The sequence below is a fragment of the Pseudoalteromonas sp. 11L1 genome (assembly GCF_055397545.1).
This window is the reverse complement of sequence record NZ_AP041141.1, coordinates 687,017-707,227: the sequence shown is the minus strand read 5'-3', so window position 1 is coordinate 707,227 and position 20,211 is coordinate 687,017. Positions and strand designations below refer to the sequence as shown.

General features: G+C 41.9%; 19 protein-coding genes, 2 tRNA genes and 3 rRNA genes. 16 read left to right on the top strand and 8 right to left on the bottom strand.

Annotation, left to right across the window (positions count from 1 at the left end; translation table 11 throughout):
* Window positions 1–61: 61 nt before the first annotated feature.
* Window positions 62–499, bottom strand: coding sequence for a group II truncated hemoglobin (locus tag ACZ5WS_RS03315; RefSeq protein ID WP_010392770.1), 438 nt, complete (start codon window positions 497–499; stop codon window positions 62–64).
* 52 nt (window positions 500–551) lie between these two features.
* Here ACZ5WS_RS03315 and aroE point away from each other — a divergent pair, with 52 nt between their 5' ends.
* Both aroE and ACZ5WS_RS03305 read left to right on the top strand, forming a co-directional pair.
* Complete coding sequence (gene aroE / locus ACZ5WS_RS03310; RefSeq protein WP_055013139.1) at window positions 552–1,376, top strand: shikimate dehydrogenase; 825 nt, start codon at window positions 552–554, stop codon at window positions 1,374–1,376.
* Window positions 1,373–1,627: a DUF1488 family protein gene (locus ACZ5WS_RS03305; RefSeq protein WP_417671320.1), complete on the top strand. Its 255-nt coding sequence runs from the start codon at window positions 1,373–1,375 to the stop codon at window positions 1,625–1,627. Before aroE ends, ACZ5WS_RS03305 begins: the two co-directional genes overlap by 4 nt.
* A gap of 1 nt (window position 1,628) precedes the next feature.
* On the opposite strand, the gene ACZ5WS_RS03300 is transcribed toward ACZ5WS_RS03305, so the two are convergent.
* Window positions 1,629–2,168, bottom strand: coding sequence for a gamma carbonic anhydrase family protein (locus ACZ5WS_RS03300; RefSeq protein WP_464710623.1), 540 nt, complete (start codon window positions 2,166–2,168; stop codon window positions 1,629–1,631).
* Window positions 2,169–2,748: 580 nt separating this feature from the next.
* Here ACZ5WS_RS03300 and ACZ5WS_RS03295 point away from each other — a divergent pair.
* From ACZ5WS_RS03295 to ACZ5WS_RS03235, 13 genes are all read left to right on the top strand, one after another.
* Window positions 2,749–4,284 (top strand): 16S ribosomal RNA (locus ACZ5WS_RS03295).
* A gap of 76 nt (window positions 4,285–4,360) precedes the next feature.
* Window positions 4,361–4,437: transfer RNA gene (locus tag ACZ5WS_RS03290), tRNA-Ile, on the top strand.
* Window positions 4,438–4,548: 111 nt separating this feature from the next.
* Window positions 4,549–4,624, top strand: a tRNA-Ala gene (locus ACZ5WS_RS03285).
* Window positions 4,625–4,930: 306 nt separating this feature from the next.
* A 23S ribosomal RNA gene (locus ACZ5WS_RS03280) occupies window positions 4,931–7,815 on the top strand.
* Between the two features lie 136 nt (window positions 7,816–7,951).
* Window positions 7,952–8,066: ribosomal RNA gene (rrf, locus tag ACZ5WS_RS03275) — 5S ribosomal RNA — on the top strand.
* Together the 16S, 23S and 5S rRNA genes with 2 tRNA genes alongside form the textbook arrangement of a ribosomal RNA operon.
* A 354-nt stretch (window positions 8,067–8,420) precedes the next feature.
* The gene (locus ACZ5WS_RS03270; protein WP_464710621.1) at window positions 8,421–9,353 is read left to right on the top strand and encodes a CHAD domain-containing protein; all 933 of its coding nucleotides are present in this window, start codon (window positions 8,421–8,423) and stop codon (window positions 9,351–9,353) included.
* A gap of 25 nt (window positions 9,354–9,378) precedes the next feature.
* Window positions 9,379–10,278 (top strand): DUF350 domain-containing protein, encoded by a 900-nt coding sequence (locus tag ACZ5WS_RS03265; protein ID WP_464710618.1) that lies wholly within the window; start codon window positions 9,379–9,381, stop codon window positions 10,276–10,278.
* Window positions 10,279–10,282: 4 nt separating this feature from the next.
* A complete protein-coding gene (locus ACZ5WS_RS03260) occupies window positions 10,283–12,004 on the top strand; it encodes a polyamine aminopropyltransferase (protein ID WP_198522050.1) in 1,722 nt (573 codons plus the stop codon).
* 80 nt (window positions 12,005–12,084) lie between these two features.
* Window positions 12,085–12,498, top strand: a complete 414-nt coding sequence (locus ACZ5WS_RS03255) for a YjfI family protein (RefSeq protein WP_008113284.1) — start codon at window positions 12,085–12,087, stop codon at window positions 12,496–12,498.
* A gap of 89 nt (window positions 12,499–12,587) precedes the next feature.
* Window positions 12,588–13,280 (top strand): PspA/IM30 family protein, encoded by a 693-nt coding sequence (locus ACZ5WS_RS03250; RefSeq protein ID WP_055013441.1) that lies wholly within the window; start codon window positions 12,588–12,590, stop codon window positions 13,278–13,280.
* Window positions 13,281–13,351: 71 nt separating this feature from the next.
* Window positions 13,352–13,990, top strand: coding sequence for a DUF4178 domain-containing protein (locus tag ACZ5WS_RS03245; RefSeq protein WP_138609634.1), 639 nt, complete (start codon window positions 13,352–13,354; stop codon window positions 13,988–13,990).
* A complete protein-coding gene (locus tag ACZ5WS_RS03240; protein WP_010392540.1) occupies window positions 13,987–14,307 on the top strand; it encodes a hypothetical protein in 321 nt (106 codons plus the stop codon). Before ACZ5WS_RS03245 ends, ACZ5WS_RS03240 begins: the two co-directional genes overlap by 4 nt.
* 63 nt (window positions 14,308–14,370) lie before the next feature.
* Complete coding sequence (locus ACZ5WS_RS03235) at window positions 14,371–14,556, top strand: hypothetical protein (RefSeq protein WP_021033113.1); 186 nt, start codon at window positions 14,371–14,373, stop codon at window positions 14,554–14,556.
* A gap of 15 nt (window positions 14,557–14,571) precedes the next feature.
* Here ACZ5WS_RS03235 and ACZ5WS_RS03230 read toward each other — a convergent pair whose 3' ends face one another.
* From ACZ5WS_RS03230 to ACZ5WS_RS03215, 4 genes are all read right to left on the bottom strand, one after another.
* Window positions 14,572–14,973, bottom strand: a complete 402-nt coding sequence (locus ACZ5WS_RS03230) for a hypothetical protein (protein ID WP_010392543.1) — start codon at window positions 14,971–14,973, stop codon at window positions 14,572–14,574.
* Between the two features lie 10 nt (window positions 14,974–14,983).
* The gene (locus tag ACZ5WS_RS03225; RefSeq protein ID WP_010392545.1) at window positions 14,984–15,502 is read right to left on the bottom strand and encodes a hypothetical protein; all 519 of its coding nucleotides are present in this window, start codon (window positions 15,500–15,502) and stop codon (window positions 14,984–14,986) included.
* A 108-nt stretch (window positions 15,503–15,610) separates the two neighbouring features.
* Window positions 15,611–16,990: a class II fumarate hydratase gene (locus ACZ5WS_RS03220; RefSeq protein ID WP_464710614.1), complete on the bottom strand. Its 1,380-nt coding sequence runs from the start codon at window positions 16,988–16,990 to the stop codon at window positions 15,611–15,613.
* 213 nt (window positions 16,991–17,203) lie between these two features.
* Window positions 17,204–17,389 carry a hypothetical protein gene (locus tag ACZ5WS_RS03215; protein ID WP_008113269.1) on the bottom strand — a complete coding sequence of 62 codons (186 nt, stop codon included), beginning with the start codon at window positions 17,387–17,389 and terminating at the stop codon, window positions 17,204–17,206.
* Window positions 17,390–17,582: 193 nt separating this feature from the next.
* Between ACZ5WS_RS03215 and ACZ5WS_RS03210 the strand changes: the two genes are divergently transcribed.
* Window positions 17,583–18,173, top strand: coding sequence for a DUF938 domain-containing protein (locus ACZ5WS_RS03210; RefSeq protein WP_010392551.1), 591 nt, complete (start codon window positions 17,583–17,585; stop codon window positions 18,171–18,173).
* Here ACZ5WS_RS03210 and ACZ5WS_RS03205 read toward each other — a convergent pair.
* Together ACZ5WS_RS03205 and ACZ5WS_RS03200 are read right to left on the bottom strand one after the other, a co-directional pair.
* Window positions 18,150–19,289 carry a GNAT family N-acetyltransferase gene (locus ACZ5WS_RS03205; RefSeq protein WP_198522052.1) on the bottom strand — a complete coding sequence of 380 codons (1,140 nt, stop codon included), beginning with the start codon at window positions 19,287–19,289 and terminating at the stop codon, window positions 18,150–18,152. The genes ACZ5WS_RS03210 and ACZ5WS_RS03205 overlap by 24 nt on opposite strands.
* A 381-nt stretch (window positions 19,290–19,670) precedes the next feature.
* Window positions 19,671–20,126 carry an Lrp/AsnC family transcriptional regulator gene (locus ACZ5WS_RS03200; protein WP_010392556.1) on the bottom strand — a complete coding sequence of 152 codons (456 nt, stop codon included), beginning with the start codon at window positions 20,124–20,126 and terminating at the stop codon, window positions 19,671–19,673.
* Between the last annotated feature and the right edge of the window lie 85 nt (window positions 20,127–20,211).

Below are 20,211 nucleotides of genomic sequence, written 5' to 3'. Positions count from 1 at the left end.
TATTTTAGAAAAGCGGATTTTGACTTAGCGCAAATAATCCCCAATTAAAGAACGAGGTAGGTTAATGCTGATTAATCATATGGCTGGCAAGCTGAGCCAGTGACTGACGTAAGCCTTCGCGTAACACAGGGTTATCTATTTCTATATCTAAGGTCTTATTCATGCAATACATCCACTGATCACGTAAGTCTTGATCAATAGGGAACGGCATATGGCGTTTACGCAGCATCGGGTGGCCGTGTTTTTCTACAAATAGGTCAGGCCCACCAAGCCAACCGGATAAAAACTCAAAAAATACTTGGCGAATTCTGTCTAATGGTTGAGGATGCATATCATATAACGGTTTAGCGTATTCATCACTGGCCATTATGTCGTAGAATCTATTAGCAATTGCACGCGTGGGGGCTTCTCCACCAATGATTTCATACGGGGTTTTATCTGGCGTAGGTGCTTGCGTAGTTGTAGACGGCTTTGATCTTGAAAAGAGTCTTTTAATCATAAATTTATCATCGTTAATAGGCAGTACTAAAACTGCGAAGAGGTTGTTTAAAATGGACAAATATGCGGTTTTTGGAAATCCAATCAAACATTCAAAATCTCCCATTATTCATCAGCAGTTTGCAAAATCATTGGGAGAGCAAATCGACTATCGCGCAATATTAGCACCTATCGATGGATTTGAAAAAACAGTCGCTGCTTTTTTTGAGCAAGGGGGAAAAGGCGCCAATGTCACTGTTCCTTTTAAAGAGCAGGCTTTTGCTTTAGCCGATGAACTCACCCCAGTTGCTAAACTGGCAGGTGCAGTGAACACCCTTAAAAAGCGCGATGATGGTAGTTTACTCGGTGATAACACTGATGGCACTGGTTTTGTTAACGACTTACTGACCAATAAAATAACGATAACAGGTAAACGCTTGTTGATCATTGGTGCGGGTGGCGCTGCTCGAGGAGTTATCTTACCTTTACTAGAGCAACATCCTGCAGAGATAGTTATTGTTAATCGCACAGTACACAAAGCCCAAACATTGGCAAAACTCTTCACTGGAAATGGCAATGTTTCGGGATATGGTTTTGACGACCTTCCTTTTACTGATTATCATTTAGTTATTAACTCAACTTCGAGCAGCATGAATAACGAATTACCTGCGTTAAGCGAAAAGCACTTAAGCACATGTGAAATGGCTTATGATATGTTTTACGCCACGCAAAATACGCTATTCATGAATTGGGTCAGCGAACACAATAAAGCAGCTAAGCTATTAGATGGCAGTGGTATGCTAGTAGGGCAAGCCGCCCAAGCTTATTATGTATGGCGAAATAAAATGCCTGAGATTGTTCCTGTTATTACTGCACTAAAGCAGGGAGTGCTTAAATGAATCAAGCAATACAGTTTATAGATCGACTCGAATTTAGAGAGCCAACTCATCAATTAGTTTTTTTTGCACAAGTAAATGGCATGCTAGTTGAGTGTGTGATTGCTGTCAGTAGTTTAAATTTAGCTGATGAGAGTCATGCAACGCGTTATTTTGAGCAATACCGTTTTGATTATGAAGAACGTGCCGAGCAGCTAATCGAAGACGAAAGCTATAACTCGGCAGGGCAAATAGAAGTGAGTTTAGTTAGTTAAATTAACTAGCGTCTTCAGCTAAGTATTCATCTTTAAGCTGCACGTAATTATCAGCAGACACTTTTAAAAAGCTCAGCTCTTGCTCTGTTAATGGGCGAGCTTGTTTTGCTGGGCTACCTACATATAAAAAACCAGACTCTAAACGCTTATTAGGGGGTACTAAAGCACCGCCACCAATAATAACCTCATCTTCTACAATCACATTATCCATAATAATAGCGCCCATACCCACGAGTATACGATTACCTAATACGCAGCCATGTAGCATTACCTTATGACCAACGGTTACATCATCACCAATAATAAGTGGGTAGCCGTCTGGATTACTCTTTGTTGCTCTTGATAAGTGTAAAACACTGCCATCTTGTATATTAGTACGCTGACCAATACGAATATGGTTAACATCACCGCGGGCAGCAACTAACGGCCATACACTGCTATCATCACCTATAGTGATATCACCGACTAATACAGACGACTCGTCTACATAAACAGATTCATTAAACGCAGGAGTGATTCCTTTATAAGAACGTATTGCCATACATGCACCTTTAAATTAAACATATTAAGAGTATTAGTGTAACAGTAGCGCTTATTTTAGTGCCAGCAAAGCCTATATTGATTATAAAACTACCAGTTTCACCTGCTTTCGCTCAGATACTAACCGAACAGTGTGTTTTTTTAGTTTTTCTTTAAAAAAGTACTTGCGTAAAAATCTGTTCTCCCTATAATGCGACCCCACTGAGACGGGGAACGCCAACGCATAGCGAGGCAGGAACTACTCAGAGAGTTAAATAAAACTTAAGTTTAAATCATCGTAAGAAAGTTTAAAATTAAGTGTTGACTCGAAAAATAAAGGATGTATTATACGCATCCCTAGCGACAACGTCGCAACGTTCTTTAACAATATAAAGCAATCATCTGTGTGGGCACTCGTACAGATTGAGTTCTAACAGCCAAGCTACTTAGGTAGTGAGGCAAACAAATTTAGAGTCTCAATTGAAACTGAGTGGCCAACAGCAATAACTACTTAGGTAGGAATTGCAGCACAGTCAATTCAATATCGAAAGATATTAAATAAATTCAGAATTCATTGAGCTGTCGAAAGACATAAAACTTTTTAATTGAAGAGTTTGATCATGGCTCAGATTGAACGCTGGCGGCAGGCCTAACACATGCAAGTCGAGCGGTAACAGAAAGTAGCTTGCTACTTTGCTGACGAGCGGCGGACGGGTGAGTAATGCTTGGGAACATGCCTTGAGGTGGGGGACAACAGTTGGAAACGACTGCTAATACCGCATAATGTCTAAGGACCAAAGGGGGCTTCGGCTCTCGCCTTTAGATTGGCCCAAGTGGGATTAGCTAGTTGGTGAGGTAATGGCTCACCAAGGCGACGATCCCTAGCTGGTTTGAGAGGATGATCAGCCACACTGGGACTGAGACACGGCCCAGACTCCTACGGGAGGCAGCAGTGGGGAATATTGCACAATGGGCGCAAGCCTGATGCAGCCATGCCGCGTGTGTGAAGAAGGCCTTCGGGTTGTAAAGCACTTTCAGTCAGGAGGAAAGGTTAGTAGTTAATACCTGCTAGCTGTGACGTTACTGACAGAAGAAGCACCGGCTAACTCCGTGCCAGCAGCCGCGGTAATACGGAGGGTGCGAGCGTTAATCGGAATTACTGGGCGTAAAGCGTACGCAGGCGGTTTGTTAAGCGAGATGTGAAAGCCCCGGGCTCAACCTGGGAACTGCATTTCGAACTGGCAAACTAGAGTGTGATAGAGGGTGGTAGAATTTCAGGTGTAGCGGTGAAATGCGTAGAGATCTGAAGGAATACCGATGGCGAAGGCAGCCACCTGGGTCAACACTGACGCTCATGTACGAAAGCGTGGGGAGCAAACAGGATTAGATACCCTGGTAGTCCACGCCGTAAACGATGTCTACTAGAAGCTCGGAGCCTCGGTTCTGTTTTTCAAAGCTAACGCATTAAGTAGACCGCCTGGGGAGTACGGCCGCAAGGTTAAAACTCAAATGAATTGACGGGGGCCCGCACAAGCGGTGGAGCATGTGGTTTAATTCGATGCAACGCGAAGAACCTTACCTACACTTGACATACAGAGAACTTACCAGAGATGGTTTGGTGCCTTCGGGAACTCTGATACAGGTGCTGCATGGCTGTCGTCAGCTCGTGTTGTGAGATGTTGGGTTAAGTCCCGCAACGAGCGCAACCCCTATCCTTAGTTGCTAGCAGGTAATGCTGAGAACTCTAAGGAGACTGCCGGTGATAAACCGGAGGAAGGTGGGGACGACGTCAAGTCATCATGGCCCTTACGTGTAGGGCTACACACGTGCTACAATGGCGCATACAGAGTGCTGCGAACCTGCGAAGGTAAGCGAATCACTTAAAGTGCGTCGTAGTCCGGATTGGAGTCTGCAACTCGACTCCATGAAGTCGGAATCGCTAGTAATCGCGTATCAGAATGACGCGGTGAATACGTTCCCGGGCCTTGTACACACCGCCCGTCACACCATGGGAGTGGGTTGCTCCAGAAGTAGATAGTCTAACCCTCGGGAGGACGTTTACCACGGAGTGATTCATGACTGGGGTGAAGTCGTAACAAGGTAGCCCTAGGGGAACCTGGGGCTGGATCACCTCCTTATACGATTTAGAACTTATTTGTTCGTAGTGTCCACACAGATGATTGTTAATTGTAAAGAGAACAACACTTATTGTTTGGGTCTGTAGCTCAGCTGGTTAGAGCGCACCCCTGATAAGGGTGAGGTCGGTAGTTCAAATCTACTCAGACCCACCACTTCTTCTTAATACTTCGTTGTAAGCTTCGTTGTTTAGTAAACTAAACGGCCTCAACTTACGCCTTGTGTTAAAAATAAGTCGGTATACAAACAGTAAGACCAGCATATGTGGGGCTATAGCTCAGCTGGGAGAGCGCCTGCCTTGCACGCAGGAGGTCAGCAGTTCGATCCTGCTTAGCTCCACCACTTTACTTCTTAAAAATAAATATTCTTTTATCGGGTAGCACAATCACCTGAGAATAGAGTGTGTTTAATTTTGAGAAGTTTTTGATTCTCTGCTCTTTAAAAATTTGGAAAAGCTGATAATAAAATTCGTATGAATAACATTGTTATTTGTACAGAGTTTTCAAAAGTAAAAAAGAATGATAGCAGTATCATTCAGTGCCATTTAATAAACGTTTTACGTTTGTTGATTGGTATCTACTTTAGTATTCAATATTAACTTCTGGCGAAGTTAAACTGTCACGAAACAAAGACCCGTTTGGGTTGTATGGTTAAGTGACTAAGCGTACACGGTGGATGCCTTGGCAGTTGGAGGCGATGAAGGACGTATTAACTTGCGATAAGCCTAGTCAAGCTAGTAAAAAGCACTTGAGACTAGGATTTCCGAATGGGGAAACCCACCTGCTTGCAGGTATCGTTAACTGAATACATAGGTTAACGAGGCGAACGCGGAGAACTGAAACATCTAAGTACCCGTAGGAAAAGAAATCAACCGAGATTCCGATAGTAGCGGCGAGCGAAATCGGAACAGCCCTTAAGCTTATTATGTGTTAATGGAAGGCTCTGGAAAGTGCCACGATACAGGGTGATAGTCCCGTACATGAAAACGTATTTTAAGTGAAATCGAGTAGGTCGGAGCACGTGAAACTTTGACTGAATATAGGTGGACCATCATCTAAGGCTAAATACTCCCAACTGACCGATAGTGAACCAGTACCGTGAGGGAAAGGCGAAAAGAACCCCTGTGAGGGGAGTGAAATAGAACCTGAAACCGTGTACGTACAAGCAGTAGGAGCCCCTCGAGGGTGACTGCGTACCTTTTGTATAATGGGTCAGCGACTTATATTTTGTAGCGAGGTTAACCGATTAGGGTAGCCGTAGGGAAACCGAGTCTTAACTGGGCGAATAGTTGCAAGGTATAGACCCGAAACCCGGTGATCTAGCCATGGGCAGGTTGAAGATTGAGTAACATCAATTGGAGGACCGAACCCACTAACGTTGAAAAGTTAGGGGATGACCTGTGGTTAGGAGTGAAAGGCTAATCAAACCGGGAGATAGCTGGTTCTCCCCGAAATCTATTTAGGTAGAGCCTCGGACGAATACTTACGGGGGTAGAGCACTGTTAAGGCTAGGGGGTCATCCCGACTTACCAACCCTTTGCAAACTCCGAATACCGTAAAGTAATATCCGGGAGACACACGGCGGGTGCTAACGTCCGTCGTGAAGAGGGAAACAACCCAGACCGCCAGCTAAGGTCCCAAAGTCATAGTTAAGTGGGAAACGATGTGGAAAGGCCCAGACAGCCAGGAGGTTGGCTTAGAAGCAGCCATCCTTTAAAGAAAGCGTAATAGCTCACTGGTCGAGTCGGTCTGCGCGGAAGATGTAACGGGGCTAAACTATGCACCGAAGCTGCGGATTCAGAATTTATTCTGAGTGGTAGGGGAGCGTTCTGTAAGCGGTTGAAGGTGTACCGGGAGGTATGCTGGACGTATCAGAAGTGCGAATGCTGACATGAGTAACGATAATGCGGGTGAAAAACCCGCACGCCGGAAGACCAAGGGTTCCTATCCCATGTTAATCAGGGTAGGGTAAGTCGACCCCTAAGGCGAGGCCGAAAGGCGTAGTCGATGGGAAACGGATTAATATTTCCGTACTTGGTATAATTGCGATGGGGGGACGGAGCAGGCTAAGCAAGCATGGCGATGGTAGTCCATGTGAAAGTGTGTAGGCTAGTGACTTAGGTAAATCCGGGTTACTGTTAGGCTGAGACACGAGACGAGTCACTACGGTGATGAAGTTGCTGATGCCATACTTCCAGGAAAAGCCTCTAAGCTTCAGATTATACCGAATCGTACCCCAAACCGACACAGGTGGTCAGGTAGAGAATACTAAGGCGCTTGAGAGAACTCGGGTGAAGGAACTAGGCAAAATCGTACCGTAACTTCGGGAGAAGGTACGCTCCGATTGGTGATGAGACTTGCTCTCTAAGCTGATTGGAGCCGCAGTGACCAGGTGGCTGGGACTGTTTATTAAAAACACAGCACTGTGCAAAATCGCAAGATGACGTATACGGTGTGACACCTGCCCGGTGCCGGAAGGTTAATTGATGGGGTTATCTTCGGAGAAGCTCTTGATCGAAGCCCCGGTAAACGGCGGCCGTAACTATAACGGTCCTAAGGTAGCGAAATTCCTTGTCGGGTAAGTTCCGACCTGCACGAATGGTGTAACCATGGCCACGCTGTCTCCACCCGAGACTCAGTGAAATTGAAATCGCAGTGAAGATGCTGTGTACCCGCGGCTAGACGGAAAGACCCCGTGAACCTTTACTACAGCTTGGCACTGAACATTGAACCTACATGTGTAGGATAGGTGGGAGACTTTGAAGCAGAGACGCTAGTTTTTGTGGAGTCGTCCTTGAAATACCACCCTTGTAGTTTTGATGTTCTAACGTTGGCCCCTGAATCGGGGTTACGGACAGTGCCTGGTGGGTAGTTTGACTGGGGCGGTCTCCTCCCAAAGAGTAACGGAGGAGCACGAAGGTTGGCTAAGTACGGTCGGACATCGTACGGTTAGTGTAATGGTAGAAGCCAGCTTAACTGCGAGACAGACACGTCGAGCAGGTACGAAAGTAGGTCATAGTGATCCGGTGGTTCTGAATGGAAGGGCCATCGCTCAACGGATAAAAGGTACTCCGGGGATAACAGGCTGATACCGCCCAAGAGTTCATATCGACGGCGGTGTTTGGCACCTCGATGTCGGCTCATCACATCCTGGGGCTGAAGTCGGTCCCAAGGGTATGGCTGTTCGCCATTTAAAGTGGTACGCGAGCTGGGTTTAGAACGTCGTGAGACAGTTCGGTCCCTATCTGCCGTGGGCGTTTGAGAATTGAGAGGGGTTGCTCCTAGTACGAGAGGACCGGAGTGAACGAACCGCTGGTGTTCGGGTTGTCATGCCAATGGCATTGCCCGGTAGCTACGTTCGGAACTGATAAGCGCTGAAAGCATCTAAGCGCGAAGCAGGCCTCGAGATGAGTTCTCACTAGACTTTTAAAGTCTCTGAAGGGCCGTTGAAGACTACAACGTTGATAGGCAAGATGTGGAAGTGGTGTGAGCCATTAAGCTAACTTGTACTAATTACCCGTGAGGCTTAACCATACAACGCCAAACGCGTTTTATGTGATAGTGAAACAAGCGAAGAAGTTAATAGACTAAAGTAGATTACTGAAAACTTTTATTATCATAATTCCAAATTTTAGTTAGTGCGTAGTGATACGGACTGACACCAAATTTGCTTGGTGACAATAGCGTTTTGGACCCACCTGACCCCATGCCGAACTCAGTAGTGAAACGAAACAGCGCCGATGATAGTGTAGCATTTGTTATGTGAAAGTAGGTCATTACCAGGCTCTAAATAAGAGAAAGCCCGACTCAAAAGAGTCGGGCTTTTTTACGTCTGGAATAAAATAAAAAGAAGGTTCGAGCTGAAAGGTATTAGGTTAAAGGAAGAGAATTTAACAGACCCAATCCCACGACATATTAATGCGCTGTCGCTGCAATACTCCAAATCCAAGTCAGTGTTAAGCCTAAAGCCTTCAGTTTTGAAGTATTACCATCAGCACTCCGTCTTTACTGATCTTAGTTACTCTCCTTGCATCTTTAAACTAGTCCCTAAATTATCATCTTGTTGCAATTTCATTGTTGGTTTAATAACTGTCCTGTGTAAAACTATCTAGGATAATTTAGTAAATCAGGTGACATGAATGTCGAATATAAAAGCTTGGAAACTTCTCAGCCTGTTTTGTTTGTTTACAGCACTGATTGGTTGTCAATCTAAAGAAGAACAGCTACAACAAACAATTCAAGAGTCCATTAAAAAGGCCGATGTCGAGCTTACTCAGCTTGGTAAAGCACTTGATAATGGTAGTATACGTAATGCGATTATTCTTAAAGAATACAGTCGTATCCTTAAACAACAGCAGCCTGAACTCAGTAAGGTTGTTGATGTCGTTAGCCTTGATGCCACACGCCAAGGAGCCCTTTATAGTGGCTTAACCCAACGTCTTGATGATATTAAGGGTAATTACTTAATTCCTCCTTACGAAGACACTTTATACAATATTGATTTATTGCGTGAGGCGGCCAAGCCAACGTTATTTTCTGATGCCTTAACCGATCCTATTAATATGCTTGCGGATATGTCGAATGGCTCTTTGGCACGAGTTGGCGCTATAAGCCAAAAAGCTGAAGGCCAAGGGGTTGGCAACCAAATGGTAGGTAATCCTAACTATGGTAATTGGCAAACGAATAGTAGCGGTATTAGTTTTTGGCAATGGTACGGCATGTACCGTATTTTGGGTGATGTATTTGACCGAGTTGAATACGGAAGTTGGAGTAAACGCCGCAAGTATAGTTACTACAATGACTATGGTCGTACTCGTTACTCAAGCCCTAAACAAATAAAAACCCAAAGTGCGTTAGAAACACGTACACGACAATCTTACCAACGCCAAGGCAAGCAGTTCACTAGTCCTTATGCGAGTAAAAAAACAGGTGCATCAGGTTTGAGTCGCAGCAGTTATACGCCGTCTAAAAGTCGCAGCAGTTACTCAAGAGCGAGTAGTTATAGCAATAATTCAGGATCGGTTCGTAATAGCAGTAGCAGAACCTCGCGCGGCGTAAGTCGTGGTAAGTAAAGAATAACGTTGGAGTTAGAATAATATGTATGAATTTAATGGAATAACTATGTGGTCTTTGCAAGCACTGTCAGTAGACTTTGCAATTATCATCTTACTGTTTGTGAGCCTAAAGTATATTAAAGGTTGGGTGTCTAATTTACATGCTAATGATGAAATTACCGAGCGAGATAACTTTGCATTCGGAATAAGCTTTGCCGCTGGCTTAGTTGCCCTTGCGATTGTATTAACGGGTGTAAGTAGTGGTGCTTTTGCTGCTACGTTACAAAAAGAAGCTCTGTTAATGCTTGGCTATGGTGCATTAGCAATTTTGCTTATAAAGCTGGGTCACTTTTTTCAAGATAAAGTGGCATTGCGTAAAGTAAGCTTACATAACGAAATAGTCAAAGGTAACGTTACTGCGTCAATTATTGATTTTGGCCATGTAGTTAGTGTTGCGGTGGTTATTCGCTCTGCACTATTGTGGGTTGCTACCGAAGGCTGGCATGGCATTCCTATTGTGATTGCCGCTTTTGTGATTGGTAGTGTGGTACTGCTTTTAGTAAGCCAATACCGAGTGCAATTATTTAAACGCACCAATAAAAGCGGTGATTGCCTACAACAAGCCATTGTTGATGATAATTTAGCAGTAGGTGTTCGCTATGCCGGCTTTTTAATTGGTAGTGCATTAGCCATTACTGCTGCAACAGGTATTGCTCCCTATGCTGCCGATAATATTAACGCGAGTTTACTTTACTGGGCGCTAAGTGCCGTTGTTAGTTTGGTTGCTTTCATTTTACTGCACTTACTGACGATTAAAATCATTCTTGCTGGGTGTAATATTTCAGATGAAGTGAATCGTCAAAAGAATGTGGGTGTTGCCGCTATTTCTGCAGCAGTGTCATTTGCTGTCGGGATCACTATGGCCACACTACTGGGTGCATAATCACGTGTCATCAACTCAAGCTTCCCCAAGTAAATTTAATTTACTTGGGCATGATATTTTACTGATCACTGTTATGGCCGTACTCGCAGGGTGCGGCCTTATTTATGAATACTTACTTTCTCATTACGCTGGCCGAGTACTAGGCTCAGTTGAGAGTGCAATTTACGCCATGATAGGCACTATGATTGTAGCTATGGGGATGGGTGCATTTTTAGCGCGTTGGTTTAAAGATGCCTTTACCGCATTTGCCTGGCTAGAAAGCATTATTGCGCTCATAGGTATGGGCTGTATATTAGCCATTGCCAGTATCATTGCTGTTAGTTATTCACTCCCTCATTTATTCTCAAGTATTTTTAATATTCCACCTGACGTTATTCTTAATGGTTATGTGTTTCAAAAGCTGCAAGAGTGGTCTCGCTTTTTACCTTATGTATTTGGCTTAATATTAGGGCTATTTATTGGTATGGAAATACCGCTTATTGCGCGTATTCGCCAGCATGTTTATGGACGTTTTTTAGAAAATAACGCCGGCACTATATATGGGGCTGACTATATTGGCGCCGGTATTGGCGCGGCAATTTGGGTGAGTATTATGCTCGCGATGCCAATAATGCAAGCCGCTGCTTGGACAGCGCTATTTAACATTATTGCCGGCCTTGCCTTTTTATGGCGTTACCATAGCTATGTACGCTTTGCTAAGTTGCTATTGGTTTGCCATATATTACTGCTGGTGTTATTCGCTTTTATTTTGCAGTTTGGTAGTAGCTGGATGGATAATCTAAGTAACGTACTATACAAAGATAAAGTTATTTATTCCCAAGCAACGAAATACCAGCATGTGGTGTTAACCGAACGCTTAAGTAAAAATCAGCCACAGCCAATCACCGATCTATACTTAAATGGTCGTTTGCAGTTCTCTAGTGTAGATGAGCAAATATATCACTCAATGCTGGTTTATCCTGCAATGCTCGCATCTAATCGTCATGACCGTGTTTTGATTATTGGTGGCGGTGACGGATTGGCCATGCGTGATGTATTAAAGTGGCCGGTTGAGGAAGTGACTTTAATTGATTTAGATGGACAGCTACTCAATTTATTTGGTCATAAAGATAACAAATACACACCGCCTGATGATATTAAACAGCGATTAGTGGCACTCAATAATGAATCGATGCATGACCCCCGAGCAAATATTATTGTGGGTGATGCATTTTTAGAAGTTGAGAGGCTACTGGATCAGGCTAAGCAGTTCGATACTATCCTAATTGACCTGCCAGACCCTAATCATCCCGATCTGAATAAGATGTATAGCGACTATTTTTATAACCATGTGCGTCAATTATTGGCACCTGATGGTGCTATGGCGGTACAGTCAACCTCGCCTTATCATGCAAAAAAGGCATTTTTAAGTATTGCTAAAACCGTTAAAGCCGCAGGTTTTGATTATGTAGAGCAATATCAGCAAAACATCCCTTCGTTTGGTCAGTGGGGGTGGACTATTGCTACTAAAATGGGGCAATCACCAAGTGCACGTATTAGCAATATAACGGATATGCCAGTGCCATCTCGGTGGATTAGTAAAAAATATTTATTAGCCAGTTTTGCATTTCCTAATAACTATTTTGAACAAGTTAACGATATTGAAGTCAATAGGTTAGGTTCTGGTCGTTTATATGATTATTACCGGGCTGCTTGGCAAATAGAAAGTGAATTGTATAAAAATTAATAAAACATGGTTGACATAATATGTCGACCATGCGAATCTTAACTCAGACATAATATGTCAAACGACAAAAAGGCAGAGACATGGAATTAAATGAACTTTCAATAAAATTAGCGTCTTTTGAAACTGAGGGTGCTAACTTTGAGTCTTTCTTGATTGCCAATCCAGGTGAGCAAGATGTTTTACAAGTCATTGTTGATGGAAACGATGAGCTTCCAATTTTTGTTACCCAAACACAAGAGCAATTATTATGTATTAGCTACTTGTTTGGTGAAGACGAAGTAAAAAGCGAGTTACGCGACGAGTTAAACGAAACACTACTGCGTTTAAACGTGCCAATTCCGCTAAGTGCATTTGCCAAAATTGATAATAAATATGCGATTTTTGGTGCACTTTCGGTAAATTCATCATTAGATGACGTTACCCACGAACTAGTGACGTTAGCGGATAACGCAATTGATGCACTAGAAGCCGTGACCTTGTATTTAAACGATTAGGATACCCGCCTAGGTAAGTGCTGATTGCTAATAGTATATGGCTCTCGCTTTACCTAATAGGATATAAACAAGTTTTTGGAGTTAAGATTATGAGTATTTTAAAAAAATTATTTACAGCGGTACGTGGTGGCGCGCGTGAAGCGGGCGAAGCAATTGTTGATGCGAATGGTATTCGTATTTTTGAACAAGAAATTGCCGATGCACAAAATGCACTAAATCGTGCTAAAAAAAGCCTGACAGAAGTAATGGCTAAAGAGATGCAAACCAAACGTAAAATTAGCGCAGTAGATGCATCAATTGCTGAGCACGAAGCGTATGCAGGTCAAGCCCTTGAAAAAGGGAATGAAGCATTAGCATTAGAAATTGCAGAAAAAATTGGTGACTTTGAAGCTGAGAAAGCCGAACACGAGCAAGTATTAGCGGGCTTTACTAATCACATAGTGACCTTGAAGCAGCAAGTTAAAGATGCTGAAAAATCAATTAAAGAAAACCAGCGTCAGCTTACTATGGTTAAAACCACAGAAAGCGTTCAACAAGCGACAATGGCTGTAAATAGCACGCTTAATACTAATAGCTCGTCGATGACATCAGCTCGTCAGTCGCTTGAGCGCATTAAGCAACGCCAACAAGACCGTACTGATCAATTAGGTGCTGCAAAGTCTCTAGAAGCAGATGTTAATGGCGATGATTTAAAAGCTAAAATGGCTGAAGCGGGTATTGGTGATACCAATCCAAAAAGTGCTGATATTTTAGCGCGCATTAAAGCGAAGCAAAATAGCTAACATTTAGAACCATATTAAAAAGGTAACCGAGTTTTGCTCCGTTACCTTTTTTGCTTACAGAGGCACCTTATATGTTTAATTTTTTCAAATCTAAAAAAAAGCCAGAACGTCAGCTTAATCACGCGAGTGACCTTAAAAAAGGTGACATGTTTACAGTGATTGACTCGTTTGCTTATCCTGCATGGCTCAAAGGCCAAACACTTCGCGTTATTGATGTGCAAACGTATCAGTACCAACATAGTAGTGATACTGAATTCGTACTTGAAACTAACACAGGCCAAGTGGTGTTTTTACAAATAGAACAAAACGATGGTGAGCAGTGGGCTAATTTCTCAATAAAGATTCAGCGTGATGATGTTGATGAAGTATTTGGTTTGGATGAGTTTTCACGTATTTTTGATGAAGAATCGTTAACGCATATTACAGTTAAAAATACGCCTGAGCGCTTAATGCAGTTTTTAGCTGGCAGTTATCAACAAAGCGAATCACCTTATGTATGTTATTTTCATAATAAAGATTTTCGTGGCCAAGCGCTACCTCGCTATGAGCAAGACGGTGGTGAACCCTGTGAAATGATTTGTTTAGCGTCACCCGATGAAGGGCATAGCGTTAATATCGAAATTTGGGAGGGAGGTGAAACAGAAGTATCACTGACATTAACTCGCCCAATTAGCGATATCGTTGACTTGTTTCCTGGAGATGCCCAGTGAGTGATGCTAAAGACAAGTGGTTGCGCCAAGAGCAAGCTGTGCGCGCCACGCAAATGGCCTTTGATTTGAGTAGTGAGGTACAAAAGTCGATAAAAAAACAAGCTATCGACCAAGAACTTACTCCCTCAGATATGATCCGCAAAATTTTAGGCCTTGATGTAAAGTCTAAAAAAACACGGCAGCGTTTATCGTTTAATTTAAATGATGATGAAATAGCGCAATTGGCTAGTCGGTTTGAAGTTGCAGTAGATGATAAAAGAGCGGTAAAGCAACAGGTAGCAGATCTACTCATTGAGCATACAAAAAAGACTAAGTAACCCTTTTGCCTTCTTTATATAAAATACTTACACTGAGGTTATTATTTCTAAAGAAGTGCAGCTGTGAATATTATATTGATTGCCTACTTACTTATGTTTGCGTTATTTGGCACAGCGGCAAGCTACTTTGTGCGTTTTATATATGCTTATTGGGTACAAAAGAACATGCCTTTGGAATACATTTTTAAGGCTGGTGTATGTATTTTCATGGTAGTGGTTATTTCGGTGTTAATACCACTATTAAATTAACACCGAAACGAACTGCTACTGGTAATTAACGGTTTTACATTGGTTATCAATACATAAAGAGTGAACTTCTAGCACTGGTGAACAGTCATCGAACTCAAGCGCAGTGTTATTTTTTTGTTCTTGCTGAGTGATTTTTTGTGCTAATTGCTCGGCATGCTTTTGAGAATTATTTAATGTTGAATACACAACATACTTACTCGGCCCCCCACAGACACGCGAGCCAACACCTAACACCTTACATTGATAACTGGCTGTGCAGCTTTTATTACTTGTAAGCTCATTAAGCTGAGTATTTAAAACAGATTCACTCGCGTTTTGAGCTGTGCTTGGTGTTAGTGCGCTACTGCAACCGCTAAGCAGCATAGTCATGACAACACTGGCAGCTGATAGTTTAATTACGGATGACAAACAACTCATAATCTAATCCTTAAAATACACTTACCGCAGAGCCTTCAAGTTTAACACATTTATTTTCAACGCACTGGGTACTAGGCGCAGTTAAATGTTGGCAAATACTCATCATGCCTTTTTGCGCATTATAAGTACTTTCCAATTGAGTAATTGTATCGCTTAGGGCTGAAACCTGTTTTTGGGGGGCGCTTTGTGTAGAGTACACAATATAATCGCTCGGTCCACCACAGGCACGGCTACCAACAGCATTCACTTTACACTGTGAACTCGTTGAACATTGCTTATCTGCTATGAGGCTGTTTAGCTTATCTTTTGCTGTTTTAATATCATCAAGCGACACTTCTTTTGCTGCATCAGCAGGTAATGGCTGTGCTATTTTATTTTGCTTATTCGCTTGTGGTAATTTTTGTTGCGGTATCGGCGTAGACGTATTTTCTACCGCATTGGTTTTAGTTTGCTCAGTTTTATTTGAGGTTGTTTCTAAGCACGCCGTTAAGCAAAGCGGTAGCAGTAGAGCGAGTAATGGAGTACGCATAATCGTTCCTGATAGTGATGAATTATTCATCACTATCATACACTGTGCATTCATTACAGCAATAAAAACTCTACTATCAACATATTAAAGAGGTGATAAGGAGAGTTTTTAAGTTAACCCGCCTTGCGTTAATTTAGCTGGATTGAGTAATGCCTCTAATTCTGATCGAGATAGGTCGGTTTCTTGCTCAGCGATATCAATAATTGGCTGTGCTTGCTGATAAGCTTGCTTAGCAATTTTTGCTGCTTTTTCGTAGCCAATAACAGGGTTTAGCGCAGTCACTAAAATCGGGTTTTTAGTTAATGCTTTATCTATCTGAGTTTGATTAACTTTAAAGCTAGCAATGGCTTTATCTGCCAACACTTGCGCGCTATTAGCGAGTATCTCGGTACTTTGCAAAATATTGTAAGCGATTACCGGCAGCATTACGTTAAGCTCAAAGTTGCCAGCTTGGCCTGCAACCGTAATGGTTGCGTCGTTACCAATGACTTGGGCGCTAACCATTGCAGCGGCTTCTGGGATCACCGGATTCACTTTACCCGGCATAATTGATGAGCCAGGCTGTAATGCTTCAAGTTCAATTTCTGAAAGTCCCGCAAGTGGGCCTGAGTTCATCCAGCGTAAATCGTTAGCTATTTTCATTTGTGCAACTGCATAGACTTTTAGCTGTCCTGATAAAGCGACAATCGCATCTTGCGATCCAATATTATAAAAAAAGTTATCGCTAGGGGTAAATTGAATCCCTACCTTTTCAGTTAGCTGTGTGGCAAATAGAGCGGCAAATTGTGGGTCGGCATTAATACCTGTACCTACTGCTGTGCCACCTTGCGCTAGCTCACAGACACGTATTAGTGCATGCTCAATACCGCTAGCTGCATGCTTTACCTGCGATTGCCATGCGCTGAGTGTTTGCTCAAAAGTTATTGGCATTGCATCCATTAAATGAGTGCGCCCAGTTTTAACTATGTGGCCGATGTCTGCTTTTTTTTGCTCTAAGGCGTCTGCTAAATTTGCTAGTGCTGGCAGTAATTTTTTATCAACGCTGATCGCACTACTCAAAGCAATCGCAGTGGGAATAACGTCATTAGAGCTTTGCCCCATATTCACATCGTCATTTGGGTGGATAGCTTGGTTAGCATGTTTTGAGGCTAAGCTCGCAATGACCTCATTAGCATTCATATTTGAGCTAGTACCTGAGCCAGTTTGAAAAATATCAACGGGGAAATGCTCATAATGCTTACCATCAATAATTTCTTGGCAGGCATGGTCGATCGCATTTGCTTTTGTTTTATCTAAATGGCCTAGTTTGAAATTGGCTATTGCAGCGGCTTGCTTGATATACGCTAAGGCAATAATAAATTGCTGCGGCATTGTGAGGCTGCTGATCGTAAAGTTATTAATGGCGCGTTGGGTCTGTGCTTTATAAAGTGCGTCAGCAGGCACGTTGAGTGTGCCCATGCTATCTGATTCTGTTCTAAAGTTACTCATTAGTACTCCTATAAAAGAGAATATATGACATTTAACTACGCTATATAAAAAGATATGGTGCTGTTATTACTATTTACAACGGTATAGCTAAAAAGTAGAGGGCGTCAAGGTAAGCTAATGATGGAACAAAATAAAAAGTCGACTTAAACTGATTTTAAGTCGACTTAAATAATGTATTTATATAAACAGCCGGTTACAAGGCTAAACAGAATTTTAATTGTAGCCAAGAATAAATATTTGGTCTGTTTCATGTTTGTTTTGTGCCTTTTGAGTATTTTTTACATGAGAAAGTAAGTCGATAACCGTTGCTCTACAATCTGTTTCATAACTCGTTTTATCTAGGCTTTTGTCTGTAACTGCCATTGCAGCATCTACTGCGGTATAAGGTGAAATATACATAATGTTATCCTTTTGTAGTTTAGTACTCATTAAGTGAGTAATTTAATAAAAGCATATAGCGTACCAGCTCGGTAAAGATAATTTAACGTATTGAAATTGATGTTATTTTATTATTTTGGTCAATTTACTCACGACAGAATAGCTGAAATTTGTTTTACTATTGTGCATTCATTTGCAATTTAGGTGCATCAGTATGACCAAACCGTTTTCACAAGCCTGCGAAAATAATAAAAATCATATACTTAAGGCTTTGCAGCCTGCATTGCAAAATGCAGCATCAGTACTTGAGATAGGCTCGGGGACGGGTCAGCATAGTGTTTTCTTTGCCAAAAAATTGCCACATTTACAATGGTATACCAGTGATCGAGAGGTTAATCATCAAGGAATAAAGTTATGGCATGATGAGGTGCAACTGGCAAACTTGCATCCGCCTTTATTACTTGATCTAAACTATTCTTGGCCAGTAAATAAAGTGGATGCGGTATATACTGCTAATACTTTTCACATAGTGAGCTGGGAGTTAATTACGCGTTTTTTTGCTGGAGTAAATCAGCACTTAAACCAGCAAGGAGTGGTGTGTGTATATGGCCCTTTCAAATATAAAGGGGAGTTTACCAGCCCCAGTAATGATGAATTTAATAGTTTATTGCAAAGTCGCGATCCGCTTAGTGGTATTCGTGATTTCGAAGCGGTTGAGCAGCTTGCAGTGCAATATGGGCTTAAGTTACTCAGCGATACTGCGATGCCTGCAAATAATCAGTTACTCATTTTTAAACGGCAATAAAGTGCTACATTGTTGTTTGTAAATTTCGATATGTTGGCATTCGCGTTCTAAGTAATCTGCAATGGCATTATTAAAATCGGGGTGAACAATGTGATGGGCAGAGTAAGTGATTATCGGTTGAAAACCACGAGCGATTTTATGCTCTCCTTGTGCCCCAGCATTAAAGCACTGAATGTTATGCTTAATAGCATAATCAATCCCTTGGTAATAACACAGCTCAAAGTGAAGCGAATCTATCTCTTCACTAGCACCCCAATAGCGGCCGTAAAGGGTATTATCACCAATTAAGCTTAAGGTGGCGGCAATTACTTGCTGGTCTCTTTTGGCTAGCATAATGAGCAATTTGTCAGCCATTAAAGCGTGTAACAAGCTAAAAAAATCACTGTTTAAGTAGCCTAAATGACCCGATCGTTTTAAATAAGTGCGTTGATAAAACTCACAAAAAAGCTGCATTGTAGCGGTAGTGATTTTCTCGCCTTTGAGCCATTCAATACTGATATTTTGCTCTGTGATTTTAGCGCGCTCTTTTTTAACGGCTTTACGCTTTCGGGCATTAAAGGTTTTTAAAAAATCGTCAAAATCTTTAAAGTTATTATTAAACCATTGAAACTGCACGCCGATTCTTCGCATAGCACCGGTATCATAAAGATGGGTGGCTTGTGCTTTGTCGCAAAAGTTTACATGCCAGCCTGACCATGCCTGTTCTACGCAGTGGCTATTAAGTTGCTCTGTTATGTACTTATACACTAGCTTTGGATTGCTATGCATAATACCTATTCTTTGTCCCTCAATCGGGCTAAAGGGAATACCACATAGCCATTTAGGGTAATAATCTAAGCCATTTTTTTCATAAGCTTCAGCCCATGCCCAGTCAAATACATATTCACCGTAGGAGTGCGCTTTTAAGTAGCCAGGGGCAAGCGCAATGAGTTCATCGCCTTCATAAACGGCTAAGTGATGAGGCTGCCAACCTGTTTTTGCGCTTACACATTGGCTTTGTTCAAGTGCGTATAAAAAAGCGTGTTGAGTAAAAGGATCATCGCCAAAAAAATGATGCCATTTTGTTGCGTCAATCTGGTTGATGCTATTAAACCATTGGTGAGAAAAGTGGCTCATAATAATAGCCTTATCTTGGTACTGCGAGCATAAGTACATAAGGAAAAAGAGGTGCTTAAGTTATAGCGCGTGATTATTATTAAGTTATTGATAAATTTTATATGTGGGTATGTGTTCATTTAACATAGCAATATACGCAAAGACATTCTGAGAGCTTATCGAGTTATATAGGTTTTGCAAGATGTTGATTAAATATAATACTTTCAAATTAGCGTTGTTTTTAGGTTTGATTTTGATGGCAAAAGAAATACTGAGTCATCTTTATTTAGGCTTGAGCTGCTAAGATTAGTTTATAAAAAGGTGTAATCAAAAAGCTTATACTAAAGCTAATTATTATCTAATTAACTTCGAAAATAAAGGGTCTTAACCTAAGCGTATATTTTAAAGTGGTAGCTGTTTTTTACTAAATGACTGCTTTAATACAACGGTTGATTCTATGTTGGCGATACAGCTTAAGCTTCCCAGTTGGTGCTTTACAAACTGCTCATAACTTTCTAAATCCTGAGAGATAATTTTTAATAAATAGTCGTGGCTGCCTGAGATCACTGAGCACTCAAGTACATGCGGTAGTTTTTCTACATGTTGTTCAAACTGTTGTGCAGCACTCACTGAGTTTTGACACAGTCGCACGAAAGCATAAACCAGTACATTAAGATTGAGTGACTTAGGGTTAATAGCTGCGTGATAACCAATAATAACCTGTTCTTGCTCAAGTTTTTTAATGCGCCTTAGAGTAGGAGTATCCGAGAGATTAATGGTATTGGCTAATTCTGATACCGACATTCGGGCTTGCGATTGCAAGGCAACGAGTAGCTGCTGATCTTTATTATCTAACATAGCTATAGAATCTTATTAATTATTTGTCTAGTAATAGTGATTATTGCTAACAATAACTGCTTTTGCTATTTTTTTTAGCGTTTTA